Origin of the sequence: Bradyrhizobium iriomotense, assembly GCF_030160715.1 — a bacterium.
GTDB lineage: Bacteria > Pseudomonadota > Alphaproteobacteria > Rhizobiales > Xanthobacteraceae > Bradyrhizobium > Bradyrhizobium iriomotense.
Genome location: NZ_BSOW01000025.1, coordinates 23,792 through 48,698, shown reverse-complemented (window position 1 = coordinate 48,698; position 24,907 = coordinate 23,792). Strand labels below are relative to the sequence as shown.

The window sequence follows — 24,907 nt, the reverse complement described above, 5'->3', positions numbered from 1 at the left end:
CCCAACCAACCTGCCGCAATAAAGAAGGATATCAGGACCATGGGAAAGGTCATTGGGATCGACCTCGGCACCACGAATTCGTGCGTCGCCGTAATGGATGGCAAAAACGCCAAAGTTATCGAGAATTCCGAGGGCATGCGCACAACGCCTTCGATCGTCGCCGTCACGGACGACGGTGAGCGCCTCGTCGGCCAGCCTGCCAAGCGCCAGGCCGTCACCAATCCCGAGCGCACCTTCTTCGCAGTGAAGCGCCTCATCGGCCGCCGCTACGACGACCCGATGGTCGAGAAGGACAAGAAGCTCGTTCCGTACAAGATCGTAAAGGCTTCCAACGGCGACGCCTGGGTCGAGGCCGACGGCCAGACCTACTCGCCCTCGCAGGTCTCGGCGTTCATCTTGCAGAAGATGAAGGAGACCGCGGAAGCCCATCTCGGCCAGAAGGTCGATCAGGCTGTCATCACCGTTCCCGCCTACTTCAACGACGCCCAGCGCCAGGCGACCAAGGACGCCGGCAAGATCGCGGGCCTTGAAGTGCTGCGCATCATCAACGAGCCGACCGCGGCTGCGCTCGCCTATGGCCTCGACAAGACCAAGACCGGCACCATCGCGGTGTACGACCTCGGCGGCGGCACGTTCGATATTTCGATTCTCGAAATCGGCGACGGCGTGTTCGAGGTGAAGTCGACCAACGGCGACACCTTCCTCGGCGGCGAAGATTTTGACATGCGCCTCGTTGGCTATCTGGCCGACGAGTTCCAGAAGGAGCAGGGCATCAACCTGCGCAACGACAAGCTCGCTTTGCAGCGCCTGAAGGAAGCCGCTGAAAAGGCCAAGATCGAGCTGTCCTCGACGACGCAGACCGAGATCAACCTGCCGTTCATCACGGCGGACCAGACCGGGCCGAAGCATCTGACCATGAAGCTCACCCGCGCCAAGTTCGAGGCGCTGGTCGACGACCTCATCCAGAAGACCGTCGAGCCCTGCCGCAAGGCATTGAAGGATGCCGGCGTTACTGCCGGTGAGATCGGCGAGGTCGTTCTGGTCGGCGGCATGTCGCGCATGCCGAAGGTCCAGGAAGTCGTGAAGCAGCTGTTCGGCAAGGAGCCGCACAAGGGCGTCAATCCCGACGAAGTCGTCGCGATCGGCGCTGCGATCCAGGCCGGTGTGCTCCAGGGCGACGTCAAGGACGTGCTGCTGCTCGACGTCACCCCGCTGTCGCTGGGCATCGAGACGCTGGGCGGCGTGTTCACCCGCATCATCGACCGCAACACCACGATCCCGACCAAGAAGAGCCAGGTGTTCTCGACCGCCGAGGACAACCAGAACGCGGTCACCATCCGCGTCTTCCAGGGCGAGCGTGAAATGGCGGCCGACAACAAGATGCTCGGCCAGTTCGACCTGATGGGCATTCCGCCGGCCCCGCGCGGCATGCCGCAGATCGAGGTGACCTTCGACATCGACGCCAACGGCATCGTTAACGTGTCGGCCAAGGACAAGGCGACCGGCAAGGAACAGCAGATCCGCATCCAGGCCTCCGGCGGCCTGTCGGAAGCCGACATCGAGAAGATGGTCAAGGACGCCGAGGCCAATGCCGCGGCCGACAAGCAGCGCCGCGAGGCGGTCGACGCCAAGAACCATGCCGACGCGCTGGTGCACTCCACCGAGAAGGCGCTGGCCGAGCACGGTTCGAAGGTCGCCGAGACCGAGCGCCGCGCCATCGAGGATGCCGTCAGCGACCTCAAGGAAGCGCTGAAGGGCGACGATGCCGAGGCGATCAAGGCCAAGACCAACACGCTGGCCCAGGCTTCGATGAAGCTTGGCGAAGCCATGTACAAGCAGCAGGCCGAGGCCGACGCCAAGAAGGATGCTGCCAAGGACGACGTCGTCGACGCGGAGTTCACCGAAGTCGACGACGACAAGACCAACAAGAAGTCCGCCTGAGCCCTTAGAGGGTCATGATGCGGACGGCTTGCACCCACGCTGCGATCGCCTCCCCCCATAAGGGGGAGGCCGACGTGCCGGGTCAGGCGGGGCGCTTCCCCGTTACGTCAGATCAACTCCCAGCCGCTATTCTGCATGCAGCCATGCAGCCCATTGCCGTGAGGCGAGGGGGTGCTCATATCGTTGCGTGGCGACGCTGTTTTGTCCCGGCCTGAACTGCGACCGAGCTCACAATGTCCACCAAGCGCTGCTACTACGAAACCCTCGAAGTCGAACGGGACGCCGACGATTCCATACTGAAATCGTCCTTCCGCAAGCTGGCGATGAAATTCCACCCCGACCGCAATCCCGGGGACGACAGCAGCGAAGTTCGCTTCAAGGAGATCAACGAGGCCTATGAGGTCCTGAAGGACAAGGACAAGCGCGCGGCCTACGATCGTTATGGCCACGCGGCCTTCGAGCAGGGCGGCGGCTTCGGCGGCGGTGGTGCCGGTTTCGGCGCGGGCTTCGCCTCTTCTTTCTCCGACATTTTCGAAGACCTGTTCGGCATGGCCGGACAGCGCGGCCGCGGTGGCCGCGAGCGCGGGGCGGACCTGCGCTACAATATGGAGATCACGCTCGAGGAAGCCTTTGGCGGCAAGACCGCACAGATCGAGATTCCGGTCTCCGTCACCTGCGAATCCTGCTCGGGCATCGGCGCCAAGGCCGGCACCAAGCCGAAGACCTGCTCGACCTGCGCCGGCGCAGGCCGCGTGCGGCAGTCGCAGGGCTTCTTCACGCTGGAGCGCACCTGCCCGGGCTGCCAGGGCCGCGGCCAGATGATCGAGGACGCCTGCCCGTCCTGCGCAGGACAGGGCCGTGTCACGCGCGAGCGGACATTGTCGGTCAACATTCCCCAGGGCGTCGAGGACGGCACGCGGATCAGGCTCGCCGGCGAAGGCGAGGCCGGGGTGCGCGGCGGTCCGTCCGGCGACCTCTACATCTTCCTGTCGCTGTCCCAGCACCAGTTCTTCCAGCGCGACGGCGCCGACCTGCATTGCCGCGTGCCGATCTCGATGGTCACGGCGGCCCTTGGCGGCGAGTTCGAGGTGCCGACTATCGACAAGGGCAAGTCCAAGGTGAAGATTCCGGCCGGAACCCAGTCCGGTCGCCGATTCCGCATTGCATCAAAAGGCATGCCGGTGCTGCGCTCGCGCCAGACGGGCGACATGTATGTCCAGGTCGCAGTCGAGACGCCGCAAAATCTCACCAAGAAGCAGCAGGAATTGCTGGCCGAGTTCGAAAAGCTCTCCTCCGGCGCGACCCAGCCGGAATCCGTGGGTTTCTTCGCCAAGGTCAAGGATTTCTTCGGTAATCGGACGAATTGACTCGGCTTGACCGTATCGCCCGCGGCCTATACGTCTTTATGACCATTTTCTGACACGCCGCGGTCCCGCGGTCCCGTCCGGTCCAGACATGCCCATGCAATCGTCCGTGCGCGCGTTGAAGAAGCCCCGTCTTGACGACGAGGTCCGTTTTCTCCGGTCGTGGATCGAAAAGCCGCTGCACATGGGTGCGGTGATGCCGTCGGGGCGGCTGCTCGCCCGCACCATGGCGCAATATGTCGATGTCGATTCGGACGCACCGGTGGTCGAGCTCGGCCCTGGCACCGGCGCCATCACCTCGGCGCTGGTCGAGCGCGGCATCGACCAGAAGCGCCTCGTCCTCGTCGAATACAATCCCGGCTTCTGTGCGCTGCTGCGCGACCGCTATCCGCAAGCCAAGGTGGTGCAGGGCGATGCCTATCGCCTACGCGACACGCTCTGGAACGTGCTGAGCACGCCCGCGTCGGCCGTCGTCTCCGGCCTGCCGCTGGTCACCAAGCCGATGTTCACGCGCCTGAGGCTCATTCGCGACGCCTTCACGGCGCTCGCTCCCGGCGCGCCCTTCGTGCAGTTCACCTATTCGGTGGTGCCGCCGATCCCGAAATCACTGCATGGCGTGTCCACAGAGGCCTCGGAACGGATTTGGATGAACCTTCCGCCGGCCCGCGTCTGGGTGTATCGCAAAGACTAATTCCGCCGGCTTCGTCCTTCGCGCGGCGGGTCCTTTTCGCCGAACGCGTTTTTACGGATGGCCGCACCCAAGATCCTGATCATACCCGGCTCACTGCGCACCGGCTCGCACAATGCGAAGCTGGCGGCGGTCGCCGCTTATGAATTCGCCCAGGCCGGCGTCGACGTCACCCGCGTCTCGCTCGCCGACTTCCCGCTGCCGATCTACGACGAAGATCTGTATGTGAAGTCCGGTGTACCGAAGCACGCGATCAACCTGAAGCGCATGATCGGCGCGCATCAGGGGATCTTGATCGTCACGCCCGAATACAACGCCTCCGTGCCGCCGCTGCTCAAGAATGCGATCGACTGGATCAGCCGCGTCCAGGACCCGCACGAGAGGCGCGGCGAGGTGTTTCGCGACCGCGCCTTCGCAATCGCCAGTGCCTCGCAGAGCCGTCTCGGCGGCGCGCGAGCGCTATCTGCGCTGCGGTTGATCCTCACCTCCTGCCACGCCAATGTGATTGCCAGCCAGCTCGCGCTCGCCTTTGCCGACCAGGCCTATGACGATATGGACAGGCTGAAGAACGAGGGCGATATCGCCGCGTTGCAGGACTTGGTGCGGCAATTGATCGACATTTCCCAACGCATGATGTGAGGTGACATGACGCAAGCCGAAATCGCCCCCCGCGACCGCCTGATCGTAGGACTCGATCTGCCAAACCCGGAAGCAGCCGAGGCGATGGTCAATCGGCTAGGTGACAGCGTCACGTTCTACAAGATCGGATATCGGCTGGCCTATGCCGGTGGCTTGCCGCTGGTCGGCAAGCTCGCCGACCAGGGCAAGAAGGTCTTCCTCGATCTCAAGCTGCACGACATCGGCAACACGGTGACACAGGGCGTTCAGAGCATTACCAAGCTCGGCGCGACCTTCCTCACCGTGCACGCCTATCCGCAGACCTTGAAGGCGGCGGTCGAGGGGCGCACTGGTTCGAGCTTGCGGATTCTCGCGGTGACCGTGCTGACTTCCTACAACGACGACGATCTGCACGCCGCCGGCTACCGGCTCGGCGTATCCGAGCTGGTGGAAGCGCGCGCCCAGCAAGCGCAGGTGCTTGGTGTCGATGGCCTGGTCTGCGCGCCGGAGGAGGCGGGCAATTTGCGCAAGATCGTCGGCCACCAGATGAACCTTGTTACCCCCGGCATCCGCCCGGCGGGCTCGGCCGCCGGCGACCAGAAGCGGATCATGACGCCGGGCCGCGCGATTGCGGCAGGTGCGGACTATCTCGTGGTCGCGCGACCTGTGGTGGAGGCTGCCGATCCCAAGGCGACTGCCGAGGCCATCCAGGCCGAGATCGCGCAGGCGCTGACCTGAACATCACAAGGAGAAGAAGAATGGCAAAAGGCTACTGGATCGGGCGCGTCGACGTTCACAATGACGAGGGCTACAAGCCCTATGCAGCCGCCAATCTCGCGATCTTCAAGAAGTTCGGCGGACGCTACGTGGTTCGCGGCGGCAAGCTCACCAGCGTTGAGGGCCAGAGCCGCGCACGCAACGTCGTGATCGAATTCCCGGACTACGAAACCGCGCTCGCCTGCTACAATTCGCCGGAATACCAGGCCAACATCAAAGTGCGCCAGCCGCACTCGATCGCCGACCTCATCGTCATCGAGGGCTATGACGGCCCGCAGCCGTAAGCAAGCACGCTGTCATTCCGGGGCGGTGCGCAGCACCGAACCCCAATGCGCAATTGCGCACTGTGGAATCTCGAGATTCCGGGTTCGCCCTTCGGGCGCCCTGCAATGACGACGTCGTTGTTCCCCCCTCGGTTGCCGGAACAGCATCCCCCCGCTACAACGGGCCTTCGAGAGGATCACACCATGTCCGACATGCGCTTGATTGTTGCTGGAGCCGGCGGCCGGATGGGCCGGGCGCTGACGCGCGCGATTTCCGAGACCCAAGGCGCGGTGCTGGCCGGCGCGCTGGAGGCGCCGGGCTCGGAACTGCTCGGCAAGGATGCCGGCGTGCTCGCAGGTCTTCCGGCCAATGGCGTGAAACTGTCGGCCGATCTCTGGGCGATGACGGCGGAGGCCGACGGCATCCTGGATTTCACCGTGCCGGGCGCCACCATCGCCAATGTCGCGATCGCGGCCGAGCGTGGCCTCGTGCATGTCATCGGCACCACCGGCCTGTCAGCCTCCGACGATGCCGTGATCAAGAGCGTCACCAACCGCGCCGTGGTCGTGAAGTCGGGCAATATGAGCCTCGGCGTCAATCTGCTCGCCGCGGTGGTCAAGCGCGTCGCCAAGGCGCTCGACCAAAACTTCGATATCGAGATCGTGGAGACGCATCATCGCATGAAGGTCGATGCGCCCTCCGGCACCGCGCTGATGCTCGGCGAGGCCGCAGCGCAGGGGCGCGGCATCGCGCTGGATACGCATTCGGCCCGTGGCCGCGACGGCATCACGGGCGCGCGCCGCTCCGGCGACATCGGCTTTGCCTCGCTGCGCGGCGGCACCGCGGCCGGCGATCACAGCGTGAGCTTCCTCGGTCCCTTCGAGCGCCTGACGCTATCGCATCACGCCGAGGACCGCATGCTGTTCGCTCACGGCGCGCTGAAGGCGGCGCTGTGGGCCCACGGCAAGAAGCCGGGCCTCTACTCGATGGCCGATGTGCTCGGTCTCGCCGATATCTGAACAATCGAACGCAACGAACGGACAGCAGGAATGAGCGAACGTCTTCTCGTGCTCGTGCGCCACGGCCAGAGCGAATGGAATCTGAAGAACCTTTTCACGGGATGGAAGGATCCCGATCTCACCGAGCAGGGCGTGGCTGAAGCCAAGGAAGCCGGCCGCAAGCTGAAGGCGAAAGGTCTCGTCTTCGACGTCGCCTTCACCTCGGTGCTGACGCGTGCCCAGCACACGCTCGATCTCATTCTCACCGAGCTCGGCCAGACCGGTCTGCCCACGTCGAAGGATCTCGCGCTGAACGAGCGCGACTATGGCGATCTCTCCGGCCTCAACAAGGATGACGCCCGCAAGAAATGGGGCGAGGAGCAGGTCCACGTCTGGCGCCGCTCCTACGACGTGCCGCCGCCCGGCGGAGAAAGCCTGAAGGACACGCTGGCGCGCGCGCTGCCTTATTACGTGCAGGAGATTTTGCCCGGCGTGCTCAACGGCAAGCGCACGCTGGTCGCCGCCCACGGCAACTCGCTGCGCGCGCTGATCATGGTTCTGGAGAAGCTGTCGCCCGAAGGCATCCTGAAGCGCGAGCTCGCCACCGGCGTGCCGATCATCTACCGCCTCAATGCGGATTCGACCGTGGCGTCGAAGCTGGATCTGGCGAGCTAGGCGCGGTCGCGCGAGGTGCGGCGAGGCCGCGCCAAAACATTCGGTGTCGTCCTGGCCTTCGCCAGGACGACAATGTGGAGGCAGTTGGCGAGCAGTCTACTGCATCCCCAACTGTCCGGCTTCCCAGCCCAGCATCGCCTGCTTGCGGGTGACGCCCCAGTGATAGCCGGTGAGCTTGCCGTCCTTGCCGAGCGCTCGGTGGCAGGGCACGACGAAGGACACGGGATTCTTTCCAACGGCAGCGCCGACGGCGCGCGAGGCCTTCGGGCTGTTGATCTTGCAGGCGATGTCCGAATAGGACACCGCGCGTCCCATCGGAATCTTCAACAGCGTCTCCCAGACCCGCACCTCGAAATCGGTGCCGATCATGACGACACGCAGCGGCTGATCCGGCCGCCACAGCTTGGTGTCGAAGATGCGGCTCGCGAGCGGCGCGGTGCCCTCATGGTCCTCGACGTAAGTTGCGTTCGGCCAGCGCCGCGTCATGTCGGCGAGTGCGGCCTGCTCATCGCCGGGATCAGCGAAGGCAAGCCCCGACAATCCGCGATTGGTCGCGATCACGATCGCGGTGCCGAAGGGACACGGGTGGAAACCGTAGCGCAAGGTCAAGCCCGCGCCGCCGTTCTTCCATTCGCCCGGCGACATTGCTTCGTGGGTGACGAAGAGATCGTGCAGCCGTCCCGGGCCCGAAAGACCCGAGTCGAGCGCGGCGTCGAGGATGCTCGCGGAATCGCGCAGCAGGTGCTTGGCGTGGTCGAGCGTCAGCGCCTGCATGAAGGCCTTCGGCGTGATCGACGCCCAGCGGCGGAACAGATGATGCAGCTCATCCGGCGTGACGCCGGCAGCGTCCGCCATCGCCTCGATGGTCGGCTGCGCGCGCCAGTTTTCCGAGATGAAGGCGATCGCGCGGCGCACGGAATCATAGTCCCGCAGCGCGGCGTTCTGGGAGCCCGGCTTGGCCAGGCGCTGGTCATGTATGGCGAGGGTCATCATGACCGGAAATGTAGGAGCAGGGGCGGCTGCAAACCACCCGATTTCTGACAGGATTCAAGAGATCGGATTGTAGGTCGGGCCGCGCTTGGCGGCGTTGAGGGCATCCAGTAAGGCTTTGGCAAGGCTTGCTTTTTCCTCGGGTCCCAAAAAGCTGCCGATCGACAGGCGGCGGCCGCGGGAGACCAGATAGACCCGCTCGATGCCGAACTCCTCGTCGGCCTCGAGATCGAGCTTCACCCAGAGCGGATTGAACGCCCATTCCGCGACATGGCCGCGATGGCTGACCCGCCGCACGCGCAATTCGGAAACCGTGACCACGATCTCCTCGCTGGCCCGCGCGGTGCGGAAATTGACCTTGAAGGCCCACCAGATCACCAGCACGTCGAGGCCGAAAAAGCCGAACACCGGCCAGGCGCCCATCATCAGGAAGACGATCCCGGTCACGAAGCTGACGACGCTCAGGAAAAGCATCACGGCGAGAAAGCCGCTGCGGTTCAGTGAGCGATGCGGCGTCAGCAGCGCAGAGAAGATCTGCGCCTCACTCTCGCCCTCAATTTCGTTGCCTGCGCTCATGGCCTGTCAGTATATCCCGGTCATGGCAAAAATCACCCGCAAGACGACCGTCCGCAAATCCGCAGTGCCGAAGAAGGAGGCAAGGGCGAAAGCCGCCAAGCCGAAGGGGCCAGCAAAGACATCGCTCAAGGCCATAAAACCCAGGACTGCTAAACCCAGGACTGCCAAACCCTGGACGCCGGCCGAGATTCACGAGGTCTTTGCCCGCTTTCGCAGGGCCAATCCGGAGCCGAAGGGGGAACTCGAGCATCTCAATCCCTTCACGCTGCTCGTTGCCGTCGTGCTGTCGGCCCAAGCCACCGACGCCGGTGTCAACAAGGCGACGCGCGAATTGTTTCAGGTCGCGGACACCCCGCAAAAGATGCTCGATCTCGGCGAGGAGCGCCTGCGCGAATACATCAAGACCATCGGTCTCTATCGCACCAAGGCGAAGAACGTGATCGCGCTGTCGGCGAAACTATTGACCGATTTCGGCGGCGAGGTGCCGCGCACGCGCGCGGAAATCGAATCGTTGCCGGGCGCCGGTCGCAAGACCGCCAATGTCGTGCTCAACATGGCCTTCGGCGAGCACACGATGGCGGTCGACACGCACGTCTTCCGCGTCGGCAACCGCACCGGCCTCGCGCCCGGCAAGACGCCGCTCGACGTCGAGCTCGGTCTCGAAAAGGTGATCCCGGCGGAGTTCATGCTGCACGCCCATCATTGGCTGATCCTGCACGGCCGCTACACTTGTCTCGCGCGCAAGCCGCGCTGCGAGGTATGCCTGATCAACGATCTCTGCCGGTGGCCGGAGAAGACGGTGTAGCGGGAGCGCCTTGCACGATCCTCATCCTGAGGAGCCGCGCCTCGGCGCGGCGTCTCGAAGGATGGCCACGGGCGAGATACGGGCCTGCATGGTTCGAGACGGCGCTTCGCGTCTCCTCACCATGAGGATGATCTACCCTACCGGCACGCCGCTCCGGCGCCTTGGCTCGATCAGCTCCGGCCGTGGTCCGGACAGGCGCTTGTGCATGTGGACCATGAAGGCCATGCCGAAGATCGGCGTCGCCAGATTGACGATGGGTATCGAGACGAAGGCGGCGATGATCAGGCCCGCGGCGAAGATGGTCGCAGCGTTGTCGCGCCGCATTGCCTTGGCTTCCTCCGGCGAGCGGAAGCGCATGGCGGCAAGCTCGAAATATTCACGGCCCAAAAGCCATGCGGTGGCGAGGAAGAAGATCAGGAAGCCGGCGCCCGCCAGGAACACGAAGGGCAGCACGATCAGATAGACCAGGATGGTCAGCAGCGCCGTCTTGACGCCCTCGTGGATGGCCATCGTGAACGGCAGCGCGACGCCGGGCCGCTCGGCCGGATAGTGCTCGCGCTCGACATGATCGGCGACGTCGTCGACGAACAGGCTTGCCACCAGTGAGGTGATCGCGGGCATCAAGAGGATGCCGCCGAACACCACGCCAAGGCCGGCCGCGATCGAGACGATCCAGGACAGCACTTCCAGCGCGGAGTGCCAGCCGGGGCCGAGCAGCCCCTCGAGCCAGACCTCGCCATAGGTGGCGAACCAGCTGAGCAGCCGCTGCAGGCCGATCGCCAGCACGGTGATCAGCACGAGCGCGACACCGATCGAGCGCCACAGGATCGAGCGCATCGGCGGCGATAAGATCTGCGACAGCGCCTTGACGGCGGCATCAAGCATCGGGGTACCTCTCACGAGAATTCACTCGCGAGAGGTAGACATGCGGGCCGCTTTCGGCAAGGGAGGCTGACCTGCTGCTTTCCGCTGGCCTATTTTTCGGCCGCGATGCTGGCCCAGCAGGTGATCGCGCTACAGACCGAGCTCCAGCGGCCGAAGCCCTTGTAGATCTGGGCGGCGACCTGCTCCTGCTGCTTCAGCATGCCCTCGGCCTTGATCTGCGGGTCGGAGACGTTGCGGATCGCAAGCCAGCGCGGCGCCTTCGCGCCCATGTCCTTGGCGACGAGCCCCAGGATCGCGTCACCCATCTCGGAGACGTCGCCGAGACCCTGGAGATGGAAGTGATCGTCCGAGGTGTCGAAGCCGAAGAAATCGGTGGTGACCACGGACGAGCTCAATCCGCTCGGCTTCACCACGAAGATTTTTGGCGGCCTCGTATTGTCCTTGGGGAGCTGCCCGGCATTGGCCTTGAACAGCGTCTTGGCCTCTGCAAAGCGCGTCCTCCTGGCCGCCTTGCTCGAAAAATGCTCCTGCGCGAACGGCTGCTTCTTGAATTTCGACAGGCAGTCGAAGCGAACGATCGGGCTGACGATGACGTCGCCGACCTCGACCTGCTTGCCGATGCCGCCGGCGGTTCCCGTGGTGATGACGAGCGAGGGCTGCACCTCCTGGATGATCTGGCGCCAGACGTCGATGTTCGGCAATTGCGGGCCGTCCTGCGACATGTGCGAATCGGACTTGAAGATCACGACCTTCTTCTTGCCGATCGTCGTGGTCCAGTAGGTGCCGAGCCGCTTCAGCTCCATGGCCGGGCAGCCGTTGCGCATCTTCTTGGAGATGGTCGTGAAATTATGCGTGTAGGGCAGGTAGTCGTTGCGCGAGTCCTTGCCCGGCGTCAGCACGCGGCTCAGCGCATGGCCCTCGTCGACGGTCCAGGTCACCACAAGCACGTCCCCGCGCGGCAGCGGGCTGTTGCCGTTGCCCTTCGGCTTCGGCCCGGTCTGCGGCGCGAGCCCCTTCGGCCAGGGAATGTCGGTGAAGCGCGACAGCCCGGTCGCCGTGGAGAAAGCCATGAACTCGCGGCCCGCGGGCGATTCCGAATCGAAGTCGATGATCTCGCGCTGAAAATCTTCCGGAGAAACTTTTACGGACCGCTTCACCGCGGCGTCCGCCAGGCGCTTGACGGTAAAGGTATCGCGCGGCGGCGGCGTCGTGATCGGATCGAAACCAAGATTTCTCTGAACCCATTTGCGGTCAGCCAGCATCGCTTAACTCCTGCGCCAATTGATTTTGACAGTATCTTCCATTGGTCGGCCGAGCAGACCGACGGTTGCAATTTTAGATCGAGTTCGCGGATATCGATTGGTCCGGGCCACTGACCAATTCCGTTCCGGATTGAGACGGTCGACGTTTTGATCGGTAAGACAAAGGTTTCTATGAAAAAATGTCGTTCGATATCTGAACCAAATTCAATTTCAGACTACACCTATAGTTGAATACCGGCAATCGCCCTTCCAATCACAAACGGAGGAAGTCATGGCAGGCACGATCAAACGCGTGGCACTGGCGAACAGCGCACGGAAGTTGCCGAAGGGGGCCAAGCTCGTCGGCGCGGCCGATCCCAAGCAGGAGATCGAGATCAGCGTCCGTCTGCGCGCCAGACGCTCCGACGATGAGACCGTGATGGAGCTGGGTGCGCAATTGCCGCGTGAACGGCAATACCTGTCCCGCGCCGAGTTTGCCGCGCAGATGGGCGCCAATCCGGCCGACGTCGCCAAGATCGACAATTTCGCGCATCACCACGATCTCAACGTCAAGAGCGTGCACCTGGCCTCGCGCACGGTGAAGCTGACCGGCACGGTGAAGGCGCTGAGCGCGGCCTTCGGCGTCAAGCTCAACAAGGTCAAGCACGACGGCGCGACCTATCGGATGCGCAAGGGCAGCGTGCAGATTCCGGCCGAGCTCGAAGGTATCGTCATCGGCGTGCACGGGCTCGACAATCGTCCCGTCGCGCGTCCGCACTTCCGGCACAAGCGGATCGGGCGGGCGGCGATTGCGCGTGCGGCCCAGAACCGCAGCTTCTCGGTCGAGCAGATCGCCCAGCTCTACAATTTTCCGGACGGCGAGACCGGCGCCGGCCAGTGCATCGCCATCATCGAGCTCAACGACATCGACCAGAAGGGGAAGCCGACCGGGGCCGGCTACAAGACGTCGGACCTGAAGACGTTCTTCAAGAAGGCGGGCATCCCGATGCCGCATATCGCGCCCGCGAGCGTCGACGGCGGGGCCAACAAGCCTGGCCATTCCGATGCCGACGGCGAGGTCGTGCTGGATATCGAGGTCGCGGGCGCCGTCGCGCCGGGGGCCAATATCGTGGTCTATTTCGCGCCCAACACCACCAACGGCTTCATCGATGCGGTGAAAGCTGCAGTCCACGACAGCGCGCGAAAACCGTCGGTGATCTCGATCAGCTGGGGCGGCCCGGAAGATCCGCAAGGCTCGCAGCAATTCGTCGACGGCCTGAACGAGGCGATCCGCGACGCGGCCGCGATGGGCGTCACGGTCTGTGTCGCCTCAGGCGACAACGGCTCGGCCGACATGGGCTCGGACTGGGACGGCAAGCCGCATGCGGATTTCCCGGCGTCGAGCCCGTTTGCGCTGGCCTGCGGCGGCACCAACCTGAAGGCGCCGAACGGCCAGATCCAGGAGGTGGTCTGGAACGGCGGGCCGGAGGACGGCGCGGGCGGCGGCGGCGTCAGCATCGTGTTCGCGCAGCCGAAATACCAGGCCCATGCTCACGTCCCGAAATCGCCGGCGCATCACAGCGGGCGCGGCGTGCCCGATGTCGCGGGCGATGCCGATCCGGCGACCGGCTATCAGATCTTCCTCAATGGCGTCGGCACCACGATTGGCGGCACCAGCGCGGTAGCGCCGCTGATGGCCGGGCTGATCGCGCGGATCAATGAGGCGACGACCAAGAAGTTCGGCAAGACGGTAGGTTTCATCAACCCGCTGATCTACGCGCCGAATGCGAAAGGCGCGTTCCGCGACATCACCAGCGGCAACAACGACATCACCGGTCAGTTGCACGGCATGTACAAGGCCGGCCCCGGCTGGGACGCCGCCTCCGGTCTCGGCGTCCCCAACGGCACGGCGCTGCAGGATCTGCTGGCGGCGTGATCACGCGTGCTTCTCCCTCTCCCCGCCCTTCGCGGGGAGAGGGGCGGGTGAGGGGCTGCGCCCGCGATCACGGCGAGAGTCGGACCCGCCGAATGCTTCCGTCATTGCGAGGAGCGAAGCGACGAAGCAATCCAGAATCCCCTCCGCGGAGAGAGCCTGGATTGCTTCGCTTCGCTCGCAATGACGGCGCAGCTTGCCGACGCACCCGAGTTGTGCGAGGAGATGACCATGACCGACGCGGTGAACCCCTCCGTCTGCACCTGGTGGCGCTCCTTCTGAAGGAGCGGCGCGTCGTCATGTCTTTCATTCGACCATCGCCGCCGTGTTCGGCATGGTCGTCATTTCAAGAACCCTCTGTCGAAGTGCGGCGGCTCCAATCCCGGAGACGTCAATGCTTTCCCCTGCGCAAGACAAGCCGATCATCCTGACCGGTGATCGCCCCACCGGCCCGCTGCATCTCGGGCATTATGCGGGCTCGCTGCGAAACCGCGTCGCGCTCCAGCGGTCGCACCGGCAATACGTCCTCATCGCCGACAGCCAGGCGCTGACCGACAATGCGGACGATCCCGACAAGGTGAAGCGCAACGTCATCGAGGTGGCGCTGGACTATCTCGCCGTCGGCATCGATCCCTCGGAGACGACGATCTGCCTGCAATCGGCGCTGCCGGCGCTGGCGGAGCTGTCGTTGCTCTATCTGAACTTCGTCACCGTGGCGCGGCTCGAGCGCAACCCGACGGTCAAGGCGGAAATCCAGATGCGCGGCTTCGCGCGCGACATTCCGGCTGGCTTCCTGTGCTATCCCGTCGCGCAAGCCGCAGATATCACCGCGTTCAGGGCGAGCGTCGTTCCGGTTGGCGAGGATCAGGCGCCGATGATCGAGCAGACCAACGAGATCGTGCGGCGGATCAACCGCCAGGTCGGACGAGAGCTGCTGCCGGAAGCCGATGCGATGATCCCGACCACGGGGCGGCTTCCCGGCATCGACGGCCGGGCGAAGATGAGCAAGTCGCTCGGCAACAGCATCGCCCTGTCGGCGTCGCCGGACGAGATTCGCGAGGCCGTGCGCAGAATGTACACGGATCCCGGACATGTCAGGGCCAGCGACCCCGGACGGGTCGAGGGCAATGTCGTCTTCACCTATCTCGATGCATTCGACGAGGATCAGGCCGAGGTGGAGGACCTGAAGACGCGCTACCGAGCAGGGGGCCTCGGCGACGTCGTAGTCAAGAAGCGCCTGGAGGACATCTTGCAGGCCCTGCTCGCGCCGATCCGGGAGCGCCGCTACCTGCTCGCGCAGGATCAATCCCATGTGCTGGCAGAGCTACGGAAGGGAACCGAGCGCGCGAAGCAGGTCACGCAGGCGACCCTGGATGAGATCAAGGCGGGCTTGGGGTTATTTTCGTTCTAGTCGCGGTCTTGCTACGACCCGTGTTTATGCGCGTGCTTGCGCACCTTTGCTTGTTTCCCCTCGCCCGTCGGAATCATCACCACGCGGCCGTAGCGCACGCCGCGTTCGGCGATGATGTGGTCGGCGAAATGCTTGACCTCGTCGGCGGAGCCCCGCAGCGCCGTCATCTCCATGCAATTGTCCTCGTCGAGATGAACATGCAGCGTCGCCAGCGCGAGGTCGTGATGGTCGTGGAATTCCTGCACCAGGCGCTTGGAGAGATCGCGCGCAGCGTGGTCGTAGACATAGACGAGGCCGGCGACGCAGGGGCCCGTCTGGGCGGTGTCGTCCGCCGCCTGCTGCAGCCCCGCCCGGGCGAGGTCGCGGATGATCTCCGAGCGGTTCTGGTAGCCGCGCGCCGCAGCCGCGGCATCGATCTCCGCCAGCAAATCGTCTTCGATCGTGATCGTAACCCGCTGCATGAAACGCTCCCCGCGCGCCGCGCGCTCTCGCGCGGCATCAACAACGCCGTTTTACACGGATTTCGCAGGCATCACAGCCGTGTTGCGCGAAGCCGCAACGCGTTGCCGACGACGCTGACCGAGGACAGCGCCATCGCGGCGGCGGCGATGATCGGCGACAGCAGGACGCCGAACGCCGGATAGAGGATGCCGGCCGCGATCGGAATGCCGGCCGCGTTGTAGATGAACGCGAAGAACAGGTTTTGCCGGATGTTGCGCATCGTTGCCTGCGATAGTTTTCGCGCGCGCACGATGCCGGTGAGATCGCCCTTGAGCAGCGTGACGCCGGCGCTTTCCATGGCGACGTCCGTGCCCGTGCCCATGGCAATGCCGACCTCGGCCGCCGCCAGCGCCGGCGCGTCGTTGACGCCGTCGCCGGCCATCGCGACCGTGCGGCCCGATGTCTGAAGCCTGGTCACGACCGCGCTCTTCTGGTCCGGCAGCACCTCGGCTTCGACGTCGGCAATGCCGAGCCGTCGCGCGACGGCCTCTGCCGTGGTGCGATTGTCGCCGGTCAGCATGATGACCTTGATGCCCTCGGCAGTGAGATCCTTCAGCGCCTGCGGGGTCGACGCCTTGACCGGATCGGCGATCGCGAACAGCCCGGCCAGCCTGCCGTCGATGGCCATGTTGATGACGGTGGCGCCGTCCTGGCGCAGCCGCTCTGCTTCCGCATCGAGCGGCGTCGTGTCGATGCCGATCGTGGCGAGATACTTTGCGTTACCGAGCACGATGGTCTTGCCGTCGACCTTGCCGGTCGCCCCCTTGCCGGTCGGCGAATCGAACTGGTCGACCTGGCCGAGGCCGAGCTGCCTCTCCTTGGCCGCGCGCAGAATTGCATCGGCCAGCGGATGCTCGCTGGCGCGCTCGACGCTGGCGGCAAGGCGCAGGATGTCGTCCACGGCAAAGCCCTGAGCCGGAACAATCGCAACAACCTTCGGCTTGCCCTCGGTCAGCGTACCAGTCTTGTCGACCACGAGCGTGTCGATCTTTTCCATCCGCTCGAGCGCTTCGGCATTCTTGATCAGGACGCCGGCCTGCGCGCCGCGGCCGACACCAACCATGATCGACATCGGCGTCGCGAGGCCAAGCGCGCAGGGGCAGGCGATGATGAGCACGCTGACGGCCGCGACCAGGCCGAAGGCGAGCCGCGGCTCCGGCCCGAACCAGGCCCATGTCGCAAAGGCGATGATGGCGACGGCGATCACCGTCGGCACGAACCAGCCGGCGACCTGGTCGGCGAGGCGCTGGATCGGCGCACGCGAGCGCTGGGCGTCGGCGACCATCTGCACGATCTGCGACAGCAATGTCTCGCGCCCGACCTTTTCGGCGCGCATGATGAAGCTGCCGGACTCGTTCAGCGTGCCGGCAATGACTTTGGCGCCGACCTCCTTGGTGACCGGCATCGATTCGCCGGTGACAAGGGATTCATCGAGCGAGGAACGCCCCTCCAGCAGGAGGCCGTCGACCGGCACCTTCTCGCCGGGGCGGACGCGCAAGCGGTCGCCGGCATGCAGCGTGTCGATCTCGACCTCGTGCTCGCTGCCATCAGGCTCGACGCGCCGCGCGGTCTTGGGCGCCAGCTGGAGCAGGGCCTTGATCGCGCCTGAGGTTGCGTCGCGGGCGCGCAGCTCAAGCACCTGGCCGAGCAGCACCAGCACGGTGATGACAGCGGCCGCCTCGAAATAGACGGCGACCGCACCCTCATGGCCGCGGAAGGTCGCGGGGAAGATCTGCGGCGCCAGCGTGCCGAACAGGCTGTAGACATAGGCGACACCCGTGCCCATCGCGATCAGCGTGAACATGTTGAGGTTGCGCGTGACGAGCGATTGCCAGCCGCGCACGAAGAACGGCCAGCCGGCCCACAGCACGACGGGTGTGGCGAATACGAGCTGAATCCAGTTCGAGAGTGTCGGATCGATCCAGTTGTGCGGGCCCGCGAGATGGCCGCCCATCTCCAGCACGACCGGCGGCATTGCCAGCGCTCCGCCGATCCAGAACCGGCGTGTCATGTCGGCGAGCTCGGGATTGGGGCCGGTGTCGAGGCTCGCCACTTCCGGCTCCAGCGCCATGCCGCAGATCGGGCAGCTTCCAGGGCCGACCTGGCGGATCTCCGGATGCATCGGGCAGGTGTAGATGGTGCCCGCGGGCATCTCGGGCTCGGGCGCCTTTTCATTGGCGAGATATTTGGCGGGGTCGGCGGCGAATTTGGTGCGGCAGCCGGCGGAGCAGAAATGGAAGGTCTCGCCGTGATGCTCGAAGCGGTGCTTCGAGGTCGCGGGATCGACCATCATGCCGCAGACGGGATCGCGGACCTTGTCGCTCGAGGAGGTGTGATGGTGATGGGCGTGGCCGGCATGATCGCCATGGCCGCCGCAGCACGACGAAGCCGCAGGCTTTTCCACCGGCGCGGCAGCCGTGGCGGAACAACCGCATCCGGAGGGCTTTGCGGCCGCGTCGACCTGCTTGTGTTCGGTGTCGTTCATTCCAGCGCTCCGGCCTTGCAGCCCATCTTGCAACCCATACCCGGTAGGGGTATATAGACGTCATGCGCAAGGACATCAAGGCATCCGTCGGCAAACGTCTGGGCCGGATCGAAGGGCAGGTCCGCGGCCTCTCCAAGATGGTTGACGAGGACCGCTACTGCATCGACATCGTGACGCAGATCTCCGCGGTGCGCGCCGCGCTGCGCCGGGTCGAGGAGGAGATCCTGAAAGACCACGTCGCCCATTGCGTCGAGCACGCGATCTCGAGCGGCAACAAGTCCGATCAGCGGGAAAAGATCGCGGAGCTGATGGCGGTGATCAGCCGCGCGGAGCGGTAGTTTTCACACGTCGTTGTTGCGGGAGCGCACAACACTTCCCCGTGTCGTCCTGGCTTTCGCCAGAACGACACTGAGGGTTGATGCCCTTACGCCGCGAAATCGCGCGCCCGCGCACGGCGTCGGGGGCGGTACATGGCGATGGTCTTCAGCAGCGGAAAGCGCTCGGAGACCGGAATGCGTGCCGCGGCATCAGCCTCAGCCGCACTCACTTCTTCAGCCGGAACCTCAGCCGGCGTTTCTTCGTCAGGCGCTTCAGGAACAAGCGGCGGCGAACGGAGCGTTTCTGGAAACACACTGAAAGTGCCCGCCACCTCCTCGAGCGGCTTCTGCTTGTCGGCCCAGTGCAAGGTCGTGTAGTCGAAGCCGTGCACGATGGTGGGTTTGACGACCTCGAAATAGGGCGAGATGTCGAAGTCGCGGGGCATGTAGAGCGAGGAATCGCGGATGTGCAGGATCTCGCGCTTGGCCTGGCGGCTGCCGGCCTTGGTGATCTTGGGCAGGATCGGATAGCGCACGGCGTCGAAGGCCTGCGCGATCAGCGCCGAGCAGATGATCTTGGTCGGATCGCCCGAGCCGATCGCGATCATGCGCCGCCGCCAGCGCTGCGGGATCGGCAGCGGAAACAGATAGCGCATCAGGTCGAGGATGTTCTTGGTGTCGTAGCCGAAACCGATGCGGTTGATGGCGTAGCGGCAGACGGTGGTGCGGTCCTCGTAGGAGAGACCCACCGGACGGCACAGCCGGGTGTGATACGGAAAATATTTCGACAGCGGCGCCGAGGTGACGCCTTCGCCGATATTGGCTTCGATCAGCACGTGCTGTTCACCGTCGGACTCTACCGCACCCTCGACGGGACCGACATAGAGCGCGGCATGTGACCAGGTCGACTGCGTGAGATATTTGATGATGCCGGAGATGCGGTTGTTGCCCTCGACCAGCAGGACGTCGCCGGGCTGGATGACACCGCGAAGATGCTCGGGATCGCTCGGCGTGAACGGCTCGTAGCCCGGCACCTCCTTGGAGAGGTACGCGGCAATCAGCTTGCCGACTGAGTCTAGGACGGTCCCCATAGTGAGCTCCCCGCAGCCTTTTCCGGCTGCCTTTTTCCCTTCTCTTATCATGGTCGATACGCGTTGCAATTTGGTTCATTGCGAACGGCGATCAAGTACGATTGATTCACCATGATGGTTGCCGCGCTACGCCAGATACGGCAAGGTTCGCTAGCTGTTCCCGTTCGCTTCAAGTCCCCGGAAACCATGACATGACAATCACGCGCCGCAGCTTCCTATCGGCGTCGGCGGCGTTCGCTGCTTCCCCGATCCTGCGCGCGACCGCCGCACCCCTGCCGCGCGAGGCTGACATCGTCGTGATCGGCGCCGGCGCGGCGGGTATCGCTGCAGCGCGGCGGGTGATGGCGGCCAATCGCAAGGTCGTGGTGGTGGAAGCGGCAAGCCAGATCGGCGGCCGCTGCATCACGGACAGCACCACATTCGATGCGGCATTCGATCGCGGTGCGCGCTGGATGCACAACCCCGACACCAACCCGATGATCCGTCTTGCGCGCAGCGTCGGGCTCGACGTGTCGCCGGCCCCCGTCGGCCAGAAGATGCGCATCGGCCGCCGCAACGCACGCGCCGGCGAGACCGAGGAATTCCTGGCGGCGCTGGTGCGCGCCAATCGCGCCATTGATGAAGCCTCGCGCGGCAAGCTCGACACCTCCTGCGCCTCCGTGCTGCCAAAGGATCTCGGCGACTGGGCGGGCACGGCCGAGTTTCTGCTGGGCGCGAACTTCGCCGGCAAGGACCTCAAGGAGCTTTCGGCGATTGACAAGGCCCGCGCGCAGGACCGCAACTCCGCGATCGCCTGCAAGCAGGGCCTGGGTACGCTGATCACCAAGCTCGGCGAGCAGACGCCGGTCGCGCTGTCGACGCCGGCGAGCCGCATCCTCTGGAGCAACCGCGACGTCAGCGTCGAGACGCCAGCCGGCAAGATCGTCGCGCGCGCCGCCGTCATCACGGTCTCGACCAATGTGCTCACCGCAGGCGCGATCAAGTTCGCGCCCGATATCCCGAAGCGCACGTTGGACGCAGCCTCCAAGCTCAGCCTCGGCAGTTACGATCACATCGTGCTGCAACTGCCGGGCAATCCGCTCGGGCTGTTGCGCGACGACATCCTGATCGAGCAGAGCAACTCGACCCGCACCGCGCTCTTGTTCGCCAATATCGGCGGCTCCTCGCTGTGCTCGATCGATGTCGGCGGCTCCTTCGGCCGCGACCTGTCGGAGCAGGGCGAGCAGGCGATGGCCGCATTCGCCAGGGAATGGCTGACGAAGCTGTTCGGCAGCGAGGCGACGGCCGGAATCAAGAAGGTCAGCGCGACACGCTGGAATGCGTCGCCCTTCGTGATGGGCGCGATGTCGGCGTCAGCGCCGGGTGGCCAGCTCTCGCGAAAAATCCTGACCGAGCCGATCGGCTGCATGTATCTCGCCGGCGAAGCCACGCACGACACGCTCTGGGGCACCGTCGATGGCGCCTGGGAGAGCGGCGAACGCGCCGCCGAAGCCGCGCTGCGCCGCATCGGTGCGCTAAGGGATGAGCCGGCCGAGATGCCGACGCAGTCGACGAAGCGACGGCAAAGGCGTTAGCCGTTGTCTAGGCCGGGACGACTCGCGGATGGTTCAGCGCAAAATCCCATCCAGCACCGGCAGGCCGAAAATGACTGCCATCGCGATCAGCGCGTAACAAATCGCGCGAAAGACTTTCTCGTTGGCGCGGCCGAACAGTGACGCGCCGAAGGCGACGCCTGCCGCATAGACGGGGCCGACGACGAGGGAGAGCAGCAGCGCATCGCGCGTGATCAGGCCGCTCGTTGCGTAGCTGACCATGGAAAAGAGATCCGAGGCGCCGAAGAACAGCACGATATTGGCGCGCGCCACCGCCGCGACGATGGGACGGCCGAGCCAGTAGCCGACGATCGGCGGGCCGCCGGTCTGCGCGAGCCCGCTGCAAAAGCCCGAGAGGCCGCCGATGCCGACCGAAAGCCAGGCGTGATCCTTGCCGCGATAGCGCCAGCCCGACAGCAGGAGAAGCAAGAGCGCCGCGACGAAGCAGGAGATGATCCAGCGCGTCGTGACCGGATCGAGCACGCTGAGGAGATAGGTGCCGACGGGCACGCCGATCAGCGCGCCCAGCACGATCACCGCCGTCGCCTTGCGGTCGGCCTTGCGCCAGGCATCCGGCAGCAACGGCGCGGCGGCGACGAAATCGATGATCAGCAGCAGCGCCGCGACCAGCCGTGGCGGCGCCACGCTGCTGGCAAGCGGCATGAAGATCAGCGCCGAGCCGAAGCCCGAGAAGCCGCGCGCGGTGCTGGAGACGAAGGCCACGGCGCAGATCGCCATCGCCGTCGCGAGACTGACGTCCTTCGGCAGAAGGTCGGTCAGACTCATGCTCTATGACTCTGGAGCATGATGTCGACCGAAAACCGCTTCACACTTTTCGGCATCATGCTCGCAAGATGCCGCCGGTCTTCTTCGTCACCTCGGCCACGATCCTGGCGGCCACGGCCTCGATCTCCTGGTCGGTCAGCGTCTTCTCGCGCGGCTGGATCGTGACGGCAATCGCGATCGACTTCTTGCCGTCGTCGATGCCCTTGCCCTCATAGACGTCGAACACGTTGACCGCGGTGATCAGCTTCTTGTCGACGTTTTGCGCCGTGCGCACGATGTCGCCGGCCTTCATGGCGCGATCGACGATGAAGGCGAAGTCGCGCGACACCGGCTGGAACGCCGACAGCTCGATCACCGGCTTTGCCCGCGTCGGCTTCTTCTTGGCCTCGGGAATGCGGTCGAGGATCACCTCGAACGCCATCACGGGGCCGTCGGCGCCGAGCGCTTCCAGCGCGCGCGGGTGCATCTCGCCGAAATAGCCGAGCACGTTCTGCGGGCCGATCTGGATAGTGCCGGAGCGTCCGGGGTGCAGCCAGCTCGGTCCGCCCGCAACGATTTGCAGTGCCTGCATCGGCGCGCCGGCTGCAGCGAGCACGGAGAGCGCATCGGCCTTGGCGTCGAACGCGTCGGCCGCGGCAGAGCCGGACCAGTGACGGCCAAGACCCTCCGACGACGCGAAGCCGCGACGGACGCCGCTTGCCGCCAAGAACTGATCCTGCGGACGATCGCCCTTGAAGAGCTGGCCGACCTCGAACAGCGCGACGTCGCCGAAGCCGCGATCGGCATTGGCCTGCGCCGCGGCGATCAGGCCCGGCAACAGGCTCGGCCGCATGTCGGAAAGGTCAGATGCGATCGGGTTGGCAAGCTCGAGCTCGCGCTGGCCGCCGCCGAACAGTTCGGCCGCCGGCTTTGCAATGAACGACCACGTCACCGCCTCGACCATGCCGCGGGTCGCGAGCGACCGACGCGCGCGGCGGGTGCGGAGCTGGAGCGCCGTCAGCACCGGCTTGCGCGCGTCCTCGCCACGCTCGAACGGCGTCTCCGGCACCTTGTCGACGCCGTAGATGCGGACGATCTCTTCGACGATGTCGGCCTTGCCGTGCACGTCGGTGCGCCAGGAGGGAACGGCGACCTTCACGGTCGGACCTGCGCCCGCCATCATGAAGCCGAGGTGGCTGAGGATGCGCTTCATCTCGACCTGCGGCACCTCGATGCCGGACAGCCGCTTGACCTCGGACAACGGGAAATCGATCACGCGGTCGTCGCCGAACGCCTTGCCGGTCACGAAGGTTTCCGACGGCGCGCCGCCGCACATCTCCATCACCAGCCTGGTCGCGAGCTCCAGACCCGGCACCATGAAGGCCGGGTCGACGCCGCGCTCGAAACGATAGCGCGCGTCCGAATTGATGCCGAGCTTGCGGCCGGTCTGCGCGATGTTGATCTCGTTCCACAGCGCCGATTCGATCAGCACGTCGGTGGTGTTCTCGTCGCAGCCCGAGGCCTCGCCGCCCATGATGCCGGCGAGCGATTCGACGCCATGCTCGTCCGAGATCACGCAGATGTTTTGATCGAGATTATAGGTGCGGCCGTCGAGCGCGAGCAGGCTCTCGCCGTCGCGCGCGCGGCGCACGACGAGATTGCCTCTCACCTTCTTCGCGTCGAACACGTGCAGTGGACGCGCGCGGTCGAAGGTCATGAAGTTGGTGATGTCGACCAGCGCGTTGATCGGGCGCAGCCCGATCGCGGTCAGCCGCTTTTGCAGCCATTCCGGCGATGGACCGTTCCTCACGCCGCGCACGAGACGCAGCGCGAAGCCCGGGCACAGCGTCGTGTCCTCGACCGTCACCTTCACCGGGCAGGGGAATTCGCCCTTCACGGGCTTGATGGTCGGATCCTTGAACTTGCCCATGTCGGCTGCGGCAAGATCGCGCGCGATGCCGTGCACGCCGGTGCAGTCCTGCCGGTTCGGCGTCAGGTTGATCTCGATCACGGGATCGCCGAGGCCGGCCCATTCGGCATAGGCAGCGCCGATGGGCGCGTCCGCCGGCAATTCCATGATGCCGTCGTGATCGTTGGAGATCTGCAATTCCGCCGCCGAGCACAGCATGCCGCGGCTCTCGACGCCGCGGATGGTGCCGACGCCGAGCGTGATGTCCTTGCCGGGAATGTAGGTCCCGGGGGCCGAGAACACGCTGACGAGCCCGGTGCGCGCATTCGGCGCGCCGCACACGACCTGCACCGGCGCACCGCCATCACCCGTGTCGACCATGCAGACGCGCAGCCGATCCGCGTTCGGATGCTGCTCGGCGGAAATCACCCGCGCAATCGTGAACGGCTTCAGCGCCTTCGCCTTGTCCTCGATGTTCTCGACCTCGAGCCCGATCATCGTGAGCTTCTTGGCGAGCTTGTCGAGCGTCTCGTCGGTGTCGAGATGGTCCTTCAGCCAGGAGAGGGTGAATTTCATGGCTGTGTGCCTCGGGTCTTGCTGTTGCTAACTGAGTTGTTGTGGTCGGTGTCAGAGTTCCCTCCCCCCTTGTGGGGGAGGGTTAGGGAGGGGGGTGAGCCGCTTGCTCCGGCGGACGTTGCCTGGCGGATCGCCTCAACAACTCCTTCAAGGTTCGACATCACCTGTTCGTTGGTAAATCGCAGAACGCGAAAGCCCTCGGCGGCGAAGAATGCATCGCGGCGCTGATCTGCTCTCTGACGCTCTTCGAAATCGTGGGATTCTCCATCGAGCTCGATGACGAGCTTTGAAGAGAAACAAACGAAATCGGCGATATAGTTTCTGATCGGGGTCTGGCGTCGAAATCCAACACCGTCCATTCGATTGGCCTTCAGGTAGCGCCACAGCAGTGTTTCAGCGCGCGTCATCGCTCGGCGAAGCTGTTTCGCCTGGCTGCGCTGACGATCGCTTACGACTGCGTGCGGCATCCGCGGCTACCCCCCTCCCTGGCCCTCCCCCACAAGGG

Annotated in this window: 23 protein-coding genes; 13 read left to right on the top strand and 10 right to left on the bottom strand. The window is 64.9% G+C overall.

The window, feature by feature from the left end; translation table 11 throughout:
* The first annotated feature begins 39 nt into the window (after positions 1-39).
* The 8 genes from dnaK (at position 40) to QQL28_RS30575 (ending at position 7,325) form a co-directional block, all read left to right on the top strand.
* The gene (gene dnaK / locus QQL28_RS30610; protein ID WP_284271562.1) at positions 40-1,941 is read left to right on the top strand and encodes a molecular chaperone DnaK; all 1,902 of its coding nucleotides are present in this window, start codon (positions 40-42) and stop codon (positions 1,939-1,941) included.
* 233 nt (positions 1,942-2,174) lie between these two features.
* Positions 2,175-3,308 (top strand): molecular chaperone DnaJ, encoded by a 1,134-nt coding sequence (dnaJ, locus tag QQL28_RS30605; protein ID WP_284271560.1) that lies wholly within the window; start codon positions 2,175-2,177, stop codon positions 3,306-3,308.
* Between the two features lie 88 nt (positions 3,309-3,396).
* A complete protein-coding gene (locus QQL28_RS30600) occupies positions 3,397-3,996 on the top strand; it encodes a class I SAM-dependent methyltransferase (RefSeq protein WP_284271556.1) in 600 nt (199 codons plus the stop codon).
* A 57-nt stretch (positions 3,997-4,053) separates the two neighbouring features.
* Positions 4,054-4,632 carry an NADPH-dependent FMN reductase gene (locus tag QQL28_RS30595; RefSeq protein ID WP_284271554.1) on the top strand — a complete coding sequence of 193 codons (579 nt, stop codon included), beginning with the start codon at positions 4,054-4,056 and terminating at the stop codon, positions 4,630-4,632.
* A 6-nt stretch (positions 4,633-4,638) separates the two neighbouring features.
* Positions 4,639-5,349: an orotidine-5'-phosphate decarboxylase gene (gene pyrF, locus QQL28_RS30590; RefSeq protein WP_284271551.1), complete on the top strand. Its 711-nt coding sequence runs from the start codon at positions 4,639-4,641 to the stop codon at positions 5,347-5,349.
* Positions 5,350-5,369: 20 nt separating this feature from the next.
* Complete coding sequence (locus QQL28_RS30585) at positions 5,370-5,672, top strand: DUF1330 domain-containing protein (RefSeq protein ID WP_284271549.1); 303 nt, start codon at positions 5,370-5,372, stop codon at positions 5,670-5,672.
* Between the two features lie 183 nt (positions 5,673-5,855).
* Positions 5,856-6,671, top strand: a complete 816-nt coding sequence (gene dapB, locus QQL28_RS30580; RefSeq protein WP_284271547.1) for a 4-hydroxy-tetrahydrodipicolinate reductase — start codon at positions 5,856-5,858, stop codon at positions 6,669-6,671.
* A 30-nt stretch (positions 6,672-6,701) separates the two neighbouring features.
* Positions 6,702-7,325 carry a 2,3-bisphosphoglycerate-dependent phosphoglycerate mutase gene (locus QQL28_RS30575; protein WP_027525154.1) on the top strand — a complete coding sequence of 208 codons (624 nt, stop codon included), beginning with the start codon at positions 6,702-6,704 and terminating at the stop codon, positions 7,323-7,325.
* Between the two features lie 96 nt (positions 7,326-7,421).
* On the opposite strand, the gene QQL28_RS30570 is transcribed toward QQL28_RS30575, so the two are convergent.
* Together QQL28_RS30570 and QQL28_RS30565 are read right to left on the bottom strand one after the other, a co-directional pair.
* Positions 7,422-8,318 carry a methylated-DNA--[protein]-cysteine S-methyltransferase gene (locus QQL28_RS30570; protein WP_284271544.1) on the bottom strand — a complete coding sequence of 299 codons (897 nt, stop codon included), beginning with the start codon at positions 8,316-8,318 and terminating at the stop codon, positions 7,422-7,424.
* A gap of 54 nt (positions 8,319-8,372) precedes the next feature.
* Positions 8,373-8,891 carry a DUF2244 domain-containing protein gene (locus tag QQL28_RS30565; RefSeq protein WP_284271542.1) on the bottom strand — a complete coding sequence of 173 codons (519 nt, stop codon included), beginning with the start codon at positions 8,889-8,891 and terminating at the stop codon, positions 8,373-8,375.
* A 22-nt stretch (positions 8,892-8,913) separates the two neighbouring features.
* On the opposite strand from QQL28_RS30565, the gene nth reads away from it, so the two are divergent.
* Positions 8,914-9,696 carry an endonuclease III gene (nth, locus tag QQL28_RS30560; RefSeq protein WP_284271541.1) on the top strand — a complete coding sequence of 261 codons (783 nt, stop codon included), beginning with the start codon at positions 8,914-8,916 and terminating at the stop codon, positions 9,694-9,696.
* A 132-nt stretch (positions 9,697-9,828) separates the two neighbouring features.
* On the opposite strand, the gene QQL28_RS30555 is transcribed toward nth, so the two are convergent.
* Both QQL28_RS30555 and QQL28_RS30550 read right to left on the bottom strand, forming a co-directional pair.
* Positions 9,829-10,581, bottom strand: a complete 753-nt coding sequence (locus QQL28_RS30555; RefSeq protein WP_284271540.1) for a sulfate transporter family protein — start codon at positions 10,579-10,581, stop codon at positions 9,829-9,831.
* Between the two features lie 89 nt (positions 10,582-10,670).
* On the bottom strand, positions 10,671-11,843 hold the full coding sequence (locus tag QQL28_RS30550) for a phosphorylase family protein (protein WP_284271539.1): 1,173 nt from the start codon (positions 11,841-11,843) through the stop codon (positions 10,671-10,673).
* Between the two features lie 271 nt (positions 11,844-12,114).
* On the opposite strand from QQL28_RS30550, the gene QQL28_RS30545 reads away from it, so the two are divergent.
* Together QQL28_RS30545 and trpS are read left to right on the top strand one after the other, a co-directional pair.
* The gene (locus QQL28_RS30545) at positions 12,115-13,758 is read left to right on the top strand and encodes a S53 family peptidase (RefSeq protein ID WP_284271538.1); all 1,644 of its coding nucleotides are present in this window, start codon (positions 12,115-12,117) and stop codon (positions 13,756-13,758) included.
* Positions 13,759-14,149: 391 nt separating this feature from the next.
* Positions 14,150-15,166, top strand: a complete 1,017-nt coding sequence (gene trpS / locus QQL28_RS30540) for a tryptophan--tRNA ligase (protein WP_284271537.1) — start codon at positions 14,150-14,152, stop codon at positions 15,164-15,166.
* A gap of 11 nt (positions 15,167-15,177) precedes the next feature.
* On the opposite strand, the gene nikR is transcribed toward trpS, so the two are convergent.
* On the bottom strand, positions 15,178-15,627 hold the full coding sequence (nikR, locus tag QQL28_RS30535) for a nickel-responsive transcriptional regulator NikR (RefSeq protein ID WP_284271535.1): 450 nt from the start codon (positions 15,625-15,627) through the stop codon (positions 15,178-15,180).
* Positions 15,628-15,698: 71 nt separating this feature from the next.
* Positions 15,699-18,152, bottom strand: coding sequence for a heavy metal translocating P-type ATPase (locus QQL28_RS30530; RefSeq protein WP_284271533.1), 2,454 nt, complete (start codon positions 18,150-18,152; stop codon positions 15,699-15,701).
* 62 nt (positions 18,153-18,214) lie between these two features.
* Between QQL28_RS30530 and QQL28_RS30525 the strand changes: the two genes are divergently transcribed.
* Complete coding sequence (locus tag QQL28_RS30525) at positions 18,215-18,490, top strand: metal-sensitive transcriptional regulator (RefSeq protein WP_284271532.1); 276 nt, start codon at positions 18,215-18,217, stop codon at positions 18,488-18,490.
* Between the two features lie 86 nt (positions 18,491-18,576).
* Here QQL28_RS30525 and QQL28_RS30520 read toward each other — a convergent pair whose 3' ends face one another.
* Positions 18,577-19,560 (bottom strand): YiiX/YebB-like N1pC/P60 family cysteine hydrolase, encoded by a 984-nt coding sequence (locus QQL28_RS30520; RefSeq protein WP_284271530.1) that lies wholly within the window; start codon positions 19,558-19,560, stop codon positions 18,577-18,579.
* 191 nt (positions 19,561-19,751) lie between these two features.
* On the opposite strand from QQL28_RS30520, the gene QQL28_RS30515 reads away from it, so the two are divergent.
* A complete protein-coding gene (locus QQL28_RS30515) occupies positions 19,752-21,134 on the top strand; it encodes a flavin monoamine oxidase family protein (RefSeq protein ID WP_284271528.1) in 1,383 nt (460 codons plus the stop codon).
* A 33-nt stretch (positions 21,135-21,167) separates the two neighbouring features.
* Here the strand turns inward: QQL28_RS30515 and QQL28_RS30510 are convergent, their stop codons facing one another.
* From QQL28_RS30510 to QQL28_RS30500, 3 genes are read right to left on the bottom strand one after another with little or no spacing between them, the layout of a single operon-like run.
* Complete coding sequence (locus QQL28_RS30510; RefSeq protein WP_284271526.1) at positions 21,168-21,938, bottom strand: sulfite exporter TauE/SafE family protein; 771 nt, start codon at positions 21,936-21,938, stop codon at positions 21,168-21,170.
* A gap of 55 nt (positions 21,939-21,993) precedes the next feature.
* Positions 21,994-24,402 (bottom strand): phenylalanine--tRNA ligase subunit beta, encoded by a 2,409-nt coding sequence (gene pheT / locus QQL28_RS30505; RefSeq protein WP_284271523.1) that lies wholly within the window; start codon positions 24,400-24,402, stop codon positions 21,994-21,996.
* Entirely contained in the window at positions 24,399-24,869 is a 471-nt protein-coding gene (locus QQL28_RS30500) for an endonuclease domain-containing protein (protein WP_284271522.1), read from the bottom strand. Before QQL28_RS30500 ends, pheT begins: the two co-directional genes overlap by 4 nt.
* Positions 24,870-24,907: the final 38 nt, after the last annotated feature.